The following is a 10,790-nucleotide window of genomic DNA, read 5'->3' as shown; positions in this document are numbered from 1 at the left end:
GCGAAAAGATGGACACTTCCCACAGATTCATCCCTCCAATCAGCAACGCCAAAACTCTATGCAATCTACTGACTTCTTTAAGGGGGGCTAGGGAAGATGTCCAGGGTTCGCCTGCGATCGAGAACGCTTCAGATAATCAAAATTCGACAGTACACAGAGTAGCATTATTTTACAATTGAATAATCAGATTCAGAAAGGCTCACTAATAAGAATTGCTACGAAAACAGCTCTACTCATATAAATTTAAGCAGCCTAATCTAGTAGAAATCTTAACCATTCAAATTGGAAATTAGCCGCCTTCTTTTTCGCCACTTTAGTCATTTTTCTTAACAATTGAAGGTCGATTAACCCTAAAGAATTTGATCTTTTTCCAGCTACTCTTTATGAACGATTTTGAGTTCCAAACTTTCAAACAGTCGTTCAGGAGGGCTTTACAGTTTAATAGATTCTTCTTTACATTTATTCTTTGCAATCACCTCTATCCTGTGGCAGAGGAGAATAAAGCCTAAAACAAACTATTCTAAAATGTATTAGAAATAACAGAAGTGCCGAAGGCATCGTAGAGAAGACTAATTCGACGCTCAACCTCACTTCGATCGACTGAACTTAAAAATTCTTTAGCGTTGCTCTATGGTTCGCTCATTTTGCATTGTGCTGGAAAAACATGGTGCTGAAAACAAAATTCAGATGGACTTCTAGTTGAGAACTGTTGAGGTTTCTTTGGACTGAAGCTAATTCTGAAATCATTATTTTTTGCCCCCAGGCATCGGACTAGCTCGGTGCCACTTTGTAATTTGGATATTCATTCAAGCTGTGAGGAAAGAATTTTGAAATACCAATTTTTCGCCAACTCGATCGCACTCGCCGCAACCCTTTCTTTGTTGTCTCCGGCGATCGTTCGAGCCGCTCAGACTTCTATCGATTTGCCTGCTGTCGATTTGCCCACTGTCAATCCGCTCAAAACTGCCGAAAAAGTCGTAGATTTGCAGGCTGTCCCGAAGGCTCAACCGACCAAGGACATCACTCAGTCAACGTCTGCGGAAAGTACGATCGCCTCGCCTCTTCTGGCACAAACAACTCGTTCAGGGATCGAGAAAGCTGCAAATCCTAACCACACTCAACCTGTTGAGAATCCTGCTTTACAGCCGACCAAACCGCAACTTCTAGCTCAGACACCAACGGCGATCGATCAGGTTACTTCTGTTTCTCAACTGTCTGACGTGCGACCGACTGATTGGGCATTTCAGGCGCTGCAATCTCTCGTAGAACGCTACGGCTGTATTGCGGGCTATCCTGACCGAACCTATCGCGGCAATCGCGCCCTGACTCGCTACGAATTCGCGGCTGGACTGAATGCTTGTCTCGATCGCGTCAACGAACTAATTGCTGCTTCGACAGCCGATCTCGTCAAAAAAGAAGACCTGGCAACTCTTCAGCGACTCCAGCAAGAATTTTCAGTCGAGCTAGCCACCATTCGCGGACGAGTCGATGCACTAGAAGCCCGCACCGCGACGCTAGAAAGCCAGCAATTCTCCACCACCACCAAACTGCAAGGAGAAGTGATTTTCGGCTTGATTAGCCCCATTCAGGGCGATAATGTGGTCACAGGTCAAGAGGTCGAAAAGAACCCAACCCTGGGCTATCGGGTGCGGCTCAATCTCAACACTAGCTTTTCGGGTAGAGACTTGCTGACGACTCGATTGCAGGCTAACAACGTTACGCCCTTGGGTGCGACACGGTTTGACCCGACCAGTCCCACGGGTGTCGTCGGATCGGGCACTCTCGGCACTAACATGGGGCGCATTGAATTTGATGGTGACAGCCGCAATCAGGTGAGCTTGAGTTTGTTGCGCTATCGATTCCCGATCAGTGCCAATACCAATGTCTACCTCGCTGGTACTGGAAATGGCTTTGTGGACTTGGATGCATCGTCTCAGTTAAACCCTTACTTTGATGGTGGAGCCGTTTCGCTGTTTGCCTTACGGAACCCAATTTACAACTACTCTGGCGGCGCAGGGATTGGGATTCGGCACCAGTTTGGGACAGCAGGTGAATTAAACCTGGCTTATCTGACTTCGGTGGCAAACAATCCAGCCGACAAAAACGGTCTAACTGACGGTCAATATGGCGCACTAGCCCAGTTTATTTTGAATCTGGGAACTTCCTCACGCATCGGTTTCACCTACATCAATGCCTATACTCCGTTTGACACGCTGACTCCGGGCAACGAGTTTAACCTGACCGCAACCGGAAGCAACTTGTCCAACAGCAATTTTGGCGTTCCTGTAAATGTGAATGCCTATGGTATTTCAGGCACCTTTCAACTGTCGCCTAAGTTTGCATTGGGGGGTTGGGTTGGCTATGCCAATCATCGGTATGTCGGCCGAGGCGATGGAGATGTGTGGAACTGGGCAGTTACGCTGGCATTTCCTGACCTGTTAAAGCAGGGGAATCTGGGCGGCATTTTAGTGGGTCAACAACCCAAGCTCACCTCGTCTTCGGGAGGAATTGGACAGCGCGATCGCGATACTTCTTTACACCTAGAAGCCTTTTACCGTCATCGCCTCAACGACAATATCTCGATTACACCGGGTGTCATTTGGGTAACCAATCCAGAATTTAACGAAGCGAACGAAGATACTGTGATTGGTGTCGTGAGAACGGTCTTCTCGTTCTAAGTTTGTCATGTGGGTGGAGATAGATTTAACACAGATCTATAATATCTCTGCCCACAGGTTTTATATTAAAACTTAATCTTAGAACGTAAAGTTTTTTGAAAATGGTAGTCAATTTGACAGACACAAAAAAATATCTGCTAAACTCACAATATAACAACACTTCAGAGAACCACAAGGATTCAAAACTTTTCCATGAATACGATTAGAAAACTGACTAAATTTCTGCCGCTGGTAGGAATTATCTTTTTTACTGCCTGTAGCAATACAAACACTGCACAAAACAATACGTCTAACAATACACCTGGCAACACGACAACCAACGCTGCAAACAACGAAACTGCAACTAAGTTTTCTGCTGCTAAGGGATGCAAAAATATCGGCGTTCTACTCCCCGAATCGGACTCCTCGGCTCGTTATGAAGCCTACGATCGCCCCCTGCTAGACCAGGAAATCAAGAAAGCAGTTCCGGGTGCGACGATTCAATACTCCAACGCCAACAATGATGCCGACTCTCAACAAAATCAGGCCGAAGCTGTTTTGACAAAGGGAGCCTGCATTCTGGTTGTTGACCCCAAAGACAGCGAAAAAGCCTCTGTGATTGTGCAGCGGGCCAAAGCGAGTCAGGTGCCTGTGATTGCGTACGATCGCTTGATTCAAGATCCCGACACCGCTTATTACGTCTCATTTGACAATGTGCGAGTCGGCGAACTGCAAGGACAGTACATTGTCGATCAGTTTCGCAAAGGCGCTTACGGACTGAAAAAAGGCGCAAACTTGGTCATGATTAACGGCTCCCAAACCGATAACAACGCCCTGCAATTCCGCGAAGGTGCGATGAAAGCGTTGCAGCCCTTGATCGATAACAAAGACGTAAATCTGATTTTCGATCAATACACGCCTAATTGGGATAATGGTCGCGCCCAATCTTTAATGGAAGGCGTATTGACTAAAGAAAAGAACAACGTTCAGATTGCGTACGTGGCCAATGATGGAATGGCGAATACGGTTGTAGCAGCTTTGCGATCGCAAAAACTAGACGGTAAGATTCTCGTCACTGGACAAGATGCAACGCTAAGTGGAATTCAAAATATTCTGGCGGGTGATCAGGCGATGACTATCTATAAACCAATCGTTCAAGAAGCTCAAGCCACCGCCCAACTCGTTGCTGCCCTAAGTAATGGCACTGATCCAGGCTCTCTCGTCAACGGTCAAACTCAGACAAAAGCAGGCGGACAAGTTGCTTCTGTTTTGGTGACTCCGATCGCGGTTGACAAAACCAACGTACAGCAAACCGTCATCTCTGATGGCTACTTAACCAAAGACCAAATTTGCAATGGTTTGACCGGAGACACTACCGGAACCTGCAAAGGCTAAAACAACCAGGGTAGAACACTGTGAACTCGATGAAAAATTTCGCGACGGTGACTCATCCGGGCAGCCCCCTAAACCCCCAATGCTGGAGGACTTTGAACCGGAAATCTGATCCAAAAGTCCCCAAAGTTGGCAGCTTGGGGGCAGACGCTTGACACCAAAGCGAAAAAATCATCGAATTCATAGTCTCAATCTGAAAGCCAACCGTTCGATCGCATTTAGGGAGTTAAATTTGTGGAAAGTCAAGTCTCAACCATTCCTAATGGGGCCGCTCCGCAACGAGTGCCACGTCTGGAGTTACGCAACATTAACAAATCGTTTGGCGGCGTACATGCCCTAAAAAACGTTGATTTTGAGGTTTATGCGGGTGAAGTGGTCGGGCTAGTTGGTGACAACGGTGCCGGAAAATCGACCCTAATCAAAACCATGTCTGGGGCCTATGTTCCCGATCAGGGTGACATTCTCATTGATGGGCAAAAAGTGGCGATCGCCAGTCCCCAAGACTCGACTCGGTTGGGAATCGAAACCGTCTATCAAGACCTGGCCCTCTGTGACAATTTAGATGTAGTCGCCAACCTCTGGCTGGGTCGTGAAGCTTATCGCCAAATCATTCCAGGCGTTCTCAAAGTTCTCGATGAGACAGAAATGGAGCGGCAAACCCTGGATGTATTAAAGACGCTTGATGTCAAAATTCCCTCGGTGCGGCGACCTGTGGCGGCTCTGTCGGGCGGTCAGCGTCAGTGTATTGCAGTTGCCAAAACCATTTTGCGTCATCCCAAAGTCGTGTTGTTAGATGAGCCAACGGCTGCTCTCGGTGTTGCTCAAACGCTGCAAGTGTTGAATCTAATTAAGCGCCTCAAGCAGCAAGGATTGGCCGTCGTTGTCATCTCTCACAATTTGCGTGACGTGTTTGAAGTCGCCGATCGCGTTGTCGTCATGCGGCTTGGAGAACGAGCAGACACCTTCGATATCAAAAACAGCACTTCAGAACAAATTGTTGCTTCGATCACGGGGGCCGTCCACCGCAAACCCCTGACTCATGAATAGGAATTGATATGAAAAGTTCAGATCAAACGAATCCCACCACCGATCGAGAAAATGTCGTCGAACAACAGCCTTCTACCGGGGATGCCGAAATCGCGCCTTTAGTACCCAAAGAGAAGTTGAGCCTGCGATCGCTGATTCGCGGTGATTTAGGATTTCTCCCTGTCCTGATCACATTAGCAATCATCACCCTGTACTTTCAACTCACAACAAACGGTGTTTTTCTACAAGCCAGAAATCTCTCAAACCTGACTCAGCAAATTGTTGTCATCAGTATTTTGAGTACTGCGGCGGTGTTGGTGTTGCTGTTGGGCGAAATTGATTTAAGTTTGGCGGCGGTTGCTCAAGCCTGTGCCGCTGTGATGGCCACGCTGTCGGTTTACCAAAACTGGAATGCGGCCTCAGCGATCGGAGCAGCGTTGTTAACCGGAGCCGTGATTGGATTGGTCAACGGCTTTTTTGTTGCTGTTCTTCGCGTTCCCTCTTTCATTGTGACATTGGCGGGGTCGATCGGCTATGCCGGATTCCTGCTGCTTGTCATGGGGGCCCAAAGTACGCTGATTGTTCGAGATCCGGTGATTCGATCGTTAGCACCGACTTATCTCAATCCTGCTTTGAGTTGGGGTCTTCCAATTGTGCTGGCAGGCTTATACGCTTTGGGTCTGTGGTATGAACAAGGGCGACGCGCTCGATCGAGATTGAGAACTCGCAAAGTGACTAACTTAATTTCACAGGTCGCCGCCGTATTCGCGCTCGTGTTCTTGTTGGTGTTTCTGTTCCAGTCCTATCAGGGTGTTCCTCAAGCGGTGATGATTTCGCTGGGCTTGATTGTGGTGTTCTGGCTGATTCTTCGCAAAACTGGATTTGGGCGACACTTATATGCAGTGGGCGGTAATGAAGAAGCGGCTCGTCGCGCCGGGATCAATGTGATTGGCATGAAGATTGCAGTCTTCACGCTGGCATCGACGCTGGCAGCAGTTGCAGGAATCATGCTCACCTCTCGCAGTACTGCTGTTGCGACTCAGATTAGTGCCACGTTGTTGTTGAATGCGATCGCTGCCGCTGTCATTGGTGGAGTCAGCTTGTTTGGCGGACGAGGTTCTGTTTGGGCAGTTGTGCTGGGTGCTTTAATCATTGGCAGTCTCGACAACGGTTTAGATCTGCTCAATCAAGAACAAAGCGTCAAAAACATTGTTCAGGGGGCTGTCCTGGTACTAGCCGTCACCGCAGATGCCTTAGTGCGTCGAGCCAACCCAATCAAAGGAAAATAGACCATTCACTTTTGGGGGTTAGCTATAGGAATCCTAAATGAGCCATGAGCAGATTTTTGTCGCTCCGTTCCAGTTCGCTTCGCCCCCTAAATCCCCCATTCTGGGGGACTTTGAAACTTGGGAATGGGTCTTGGAATTTAGGAAGTCTCTCGGCTCAAAGTCCCCCAACTTTGGGGGATTTAGGGGGCACGATCAATTTTGCATTTCACGAGTGATTTCGGATTGCTATAGAACACAAAACGTAAAAGGCTATTTCAACAAAGCCACCTTCGCAGATTGAACCATCTTCCTAGTCTGCGAAGGCAGACTTCGTGCTTGTAGGCGCGGTTTTAACTGCCAGCCATTATGGGTTATTTACTTCACAATCCTAACGGCCAAAAGCAAATCACTAACCCACCATATAGGCAGAATGCAAAGCCCAAAGAATCAAAACAGCAATGCTGCCAAGAATGACCACAGACGACACAGTGATTGCAGCGGGACTGTCTGCCCCTTCAAATTTCATGATGCCACGGTTCAGGTCTGACATGATTGTACGCTCCAGTAGTGTCTAAAAAGTGTGTAACTAATTTCACTCCCAAGGTAGTGACGAAATGAAGGATCACCCTCTTTCTCAAGCATTATTTTATCTTTTGTATCTGATTAGTTCTAGTAATCTAACCAACGCTGGCTGTGAATATTTATCAATTCAATTCTCATAATCCCAAACCACGCTACGGAAGACGGATGTTACCGCACAGGTCAAGATAGAAAAGCAAATTCACTCGTCATCTATGTGCTGAAACTTGTGTCGCTCTCTCTGAGTTACCCGCAAGGGGTCGCTTTCCTGCTCGTGACGGTACTCCTGATCCTGTTAGAAATTGCCCTGCGGCTTTTGTTTGGGTTTGGTGATCCACTACTTTATTTAGCTGATCCCCACATTGGTTACTTGTTAGCGCCCAATCAAAAAGTCCGACGCTTTGGCAATCGGATTGAGATCAATGAGTTCTCGATGCGGAGCGATTCCATTTCAACCAAGCGCCCCGACGCAACGCTGCGAATTTTGATGATTGGAGACTCGATCGTCAATGGCGGCTGGTGGACAGATCAACCCAACACCTTGTCAGAAATGCTGGCAACCTGGCTTAGATCCTCCAAAAGCGTTCCCCTTGAAGTTCTCAACGCTTCCGCCAACTCCTGGGCCCCTCGCAATGAATTAGCGTATCTCAAGCAGTTCGGACTTTTTGACGCTCAGGCAGTTGTGCTGGTAATCAACACAGACGATTTATTTGCCACGGCTCCAACCCCTCTACCCGTGGGACACGATCGCAACTATCCCGATCGCAAACCTCCTCTGGCCCTGATCGAAGCGTTCAATCGCTTTTTACCGCCGCCGCCTGTGTCCGAGGAATTGAAAGCAGTTTATGCAGAAGGGGGCGATCGAGTCGGCGCAAATCTAGAAGCTATTCGGCAGATTCATCTTCTCGTCAAGCAGAGCGGGGCGCAGTTTCTTTTAGTGATGACTCCCTTGCTGCGAGAAATCGGTCAACCCGGATCGCGCGATTACGAAGTCAAAGCCCGTCAGCGACTTATAGAATTTACTCAATCTGAAGCGATCACTTATCTCGACTTTTTGCCCTTATTCAATGCAGCCAATCAGCCTGAAACGCTCTACCAAGATCACATTCACCTCAACCTTGCAGGAAATACACTGGTAAGTGAAAAGATCGGCGAAAGACTTTGGACGTTGAACCTCGGACTTTAGACTTTAGACTCTAGACTTTAGGCTCTGGAGACAAGTCTTTGATTTTCTGTCTAAGGTCATTCCCAAAAAACAACTTACCAAACGTAAGGTGAACATTGCTTCTGTCCAACGTCTTCTGTCCAATGTCTTCTGTCTAATGTCTTCTGTCTGATGTCTCAGCCCGTCTTCTGCCGCATGATCGCAATTAGCGTTTAAAATTTGGAATTCTGATCCGTTCAATTGAATTGATTAAAACAAGCAGTACAAAGGGGCAAACATGGCTTTAGAAGGAATTGACGTTTCATATTATCAAGGCGATATCGATTGGCCGACGGTGGCCAGTCAAGGCGTTTTTTATGGATTTGCGAAAGCAACCGAGGGCGCAAGCAGCAGTGATCCCTCATTTGCCAAAAATTGGGCTGGCATGAAAACAGTCGGACTGGTGCGCGGTGCCTATCACTTCTTTCGAGCAGGCAAAGATCCGATCGTGCAGGCCAACAACTTTTTACAACAAATCAAAGGCAACTATGAGCCATCCGATTTACCGCCTGTTTTAGATTTAGAAATTTTAGACAACCTGGATGCCGCTACCGTGATCAATCGCGCCGCTCAATGGCTCTCAGCGATCGAGTCAGCCACCGGACGCAAACCCCTCATCTACACCTACCCCGTCTTTTGGGAAGAAAAGCTGGGTAACACCACTCGATTTAGCTCCTATCCGCTCTGGATCGCCAACTTTGGCACCCGCACTCCCTTTGTACCAAGCGCCTGGAAATCCTGGGTATTTCATCAATACTCCGAATCCGGAACCGTCAAAGGCATCGATGGCAATGTCGATCTCAATCAATTTAACGGCGATTTAGATGGGCTACAAAAGCTGCTCAAGGGCAAGATTCCCTTAAGTGTGGGCTGCAAAGGTCAGGTCGTCAAAGAACTGCAAAACTTGCTCAACGCTAAAGGCTTTAATCTGGGAACGCCTGACGGTTCATTTGGCCCTCGCACCAAAGCCACTGTGATCACCTTTCAACAGTCTAGAAAACTCCCTGCGACTGGCGTAGTGGGTTCTGAAACTTGGGCCGCCCTGCTCTCTAATCCGTCACCCGCTCCCACACCGACCCCCGCACCAAAGCCAACTCCAGCACCAACCCCCGCACCCAGCATCAGTCTGATCAGCGTTGCCAAAAACTACCGATCGCTCCCGCATCAAGACCGGGCACTCGAATGGCTACAAGGGCAAGTTCCTAAAGCGACGATCGACGAATTCGCCAAGCGCTGGCGGCAAAACAGTTAGCGTTGACAACTGTATGACAAAGGGTGCCCTCTGACTTTGCATTTCTGGCGGAAGCGCTGTTGCATCTTGTGACTACTGCTTCAACCAATGCGCGATAAAGAACACTCAACCCAAAACCTTTGTTTTCAGAAGAAGCTCTGGTAGCAGTAACTCTCTGAAAGCCCTTCAAGATGATGGTTTCTTGTTTTGATTAGTTGCTTCGCACACCAGAGTACAAAAGGCATTTTTAGCAGAGGTTTCTGGCAGATTTTTAACAGGTCGGGCGAACGGATCAGGGATGACATACTGTGTCAGAACATGTTGTCGAACGATCACGTAAACAATGTCCCCTGGTACCAGGGTCACTTCTTCATAACAGCGAGCCGTCCACCAAGAGCCTTGATATTCAATTTGTCCGGCTCGTCGAGGTGAGATGGTCTGAGTGACGATCGCCTCTTGTTCCGGATTGGGTCTAAATGAGCTATTACACAGTTGGGCAGGTCGGAAAGTCACGATCGACGGACTGCTTTGCGGTGAGAGAAGTTGTTGGAACCAGCTTTTGAGCTTCAACACAGGATGCCTCCGTTTGAGTGAATTGATTTAACGCGAATTCGATGAACCTTTCTGCCACCTGCTCTTTGAGATACCCGTAAGGCACTACCAATCCTAAAGATCTACTTTGGTTCCACAACGCTGACTAGAGTGGGTTCGCCGTCTTGGATTTGATACTAGTCGTTCTCTAATTAAGGGCTTATCAGAGATTGCCGAGAGGGTGACTTGATGGGAGCAGGCGTAGATTGGAAGAAAGACGATCGCTGAACTAATACCAGATTAGCGGCTAAAATTAATATCAATAAAAGCAGCAGAAAAGGGTTAGGTCGAATTCTATCTCCGATATCACGCTCTAACCCACATTTGAGACAGATATAGCGTCTAGGGCGCTGAGGATCGCTGACAAAGGGACAATTGCTTGGATTGCAGTCAGAAGAACAGGTCATATTTAAGCCCTTTTTGAAAAGTTTGAGTGCTTGCTGTTGCCGACTGAGGCACACTAAAACTCTAAATCAAGGATTTTATGATGTCAATACTGCCCCATAATCTTTCTTATTTTTGATATCAAAACTGATACTGCAAAACTCACAGACGGACTAAAATAGTTGACAATGATATTTCGGAGTGATATCATCATCGAATGTGCATTAAAGGTTGGACTGACCGATAGTTTTTGCACCAATCGCTTCAGGTTCTGGATAATTACTGAACGCTAACTGCGAACTCAGTAAAATCCCTTAGCCAGGCTCTAGTATTCATGTGGAGCTTCAGGTTATGCTGAAGTAAAATCTTGGTCAGAAAATTTCTGTCAGGATGTTTCTGGCTCGTGAGTAATACTGAAATCGCCTGCTCTCAGAAACCTGTCAGCATGGCGACAACTT

The 10,790-nt window shown here is 47.6% G+C and carries 8 protein-coding genes; 6 read left to right on the top strand and 2 right to left on the bottom strand.

Features of this window, described 5'->3' with window-relative positions:
• The first annotated feature begins 827 nt into the window (after positions 1-827).
• The 4 genes from ACKFKF_RS04330 (at position 828) to ACKFKF_RS04315 (ending at position 6,364) form a co-directional block, all read left to right on the top strand.
• Entirely contained in the window at positions 828-2,678 is a 1,851-nt protein-coding gene (locus tag ACKFKF_RS04330; RefSeq protein ID WP_446866546.1) for an iron uptake porin, read from the top strand.
• 192 nt (positions 2,679-2,870) lie between these two features.
• Positions 2,871-4,052, top strand: a complete 1,182-nt coding sequence (locus tag ACKFKF_RS04325) for a sugar ABC transporter substrate-binding protein (protein ID WP_446866545.1) — start codon at positions 2,871-2,873, stop codon at positions 4,050-4,052.
• A 231-nt stretch (positions 4,053-4,283) separates the two neighbouring features.
• Complete coding sequence (locus ACKFKF_RS04320) at positions 4,284-5,096, top strand: ATP-binding cassette domain-containing protein (protein ID WP_446856742.1); 813 nt, start codon at positions 4,284-4,286, stop codon at positions 5,094-5,096.
• Positions 5,097-5,104: 8 nt separating this feature from the next.
• Positions 5,105-6,364 (top strand): sugar ABC transporter permease, encoded by a 1,260-nt coding sequence (locus ACKFKF_RS04315; RefSeq protein ID WP_446866544.1) that lies wholly within the window; start codon positions 5,105-5,107, stop codon positions 6,362-6,364.
• Between the two features lie 388 nt (positions 6,365-6,752).
• On the opposite strand, the gene ACKFKF_RS04310 is transcribed toward ACKFKF_RS04315, so the two are convergent.
• On the bottom strand, positions 6,753-6,893 hold the full coding sequence (locus ACKFKF_RS04310) for a hypothetical protein (protein ID WP_446856744.1): 141 nt from the start codon (positions 6,891-6,893) through the stop codon (positions 6,753-6,755).
• A 246-nt stretch (positions 6,894-7,139) separates the two neighbouring features.
• On the opposite strand from ACKFKF_RS04310, the gene ACKFKF_RS04305 reads away from it, so the two are divergent.
• Together ACKFKF_RS04305 and ACKFKF_RS04300 are read left to right on the top strand one after the other, a co-directional pair.
• A complete protein-coding gene (locus ACKFKF_RS04305) occupies positions 7,140-8,108 on the top strand; it encodes an SGNH/GDSL hydrolase family protein (RefSeq protein ID WP_446866543.1) in 969 nt (322 codons plus the stop codon).
• A 256-nt stretch (positions 8,109-8,364) separates the two neighbouring features.
• Positions 8,365-9,378: a GH25 family lysozyme gene (locus ACKFKF_RS04300; protein ID WP_446866542.1), complete on the top strand. Its 1,014-nt coding sequence runs from the start codon at positions 8,365-8,367 to the stop codon at positions 9,376-9,378.
• A 165-nt stretch (positions 9,379-9,543) separates the two neighbouring features.
• On the opposite strand, the gene ACKFKF_RS04295 is transcribed toward ACKFKF_RS04300, so the two are convergent.
• Complete coding sequence (locus ACKFKF_RS04295) at positions 9,544-9,930, bottom strand: NfeD family protein (protein ID WP_446856747.1); 387 nt, start codon at positions 9,928-9,930, stop codon at positions 9,544-9,546.
• Positions 9,931-10,790: the final 860 nt, after the last annotated feature.

The organism is Phormidesmis sp. 146-12, from assembly GCF_052939495.1.
This window is presented reverse-complemented; position numbering and strand designations above follow the sequence as displayed.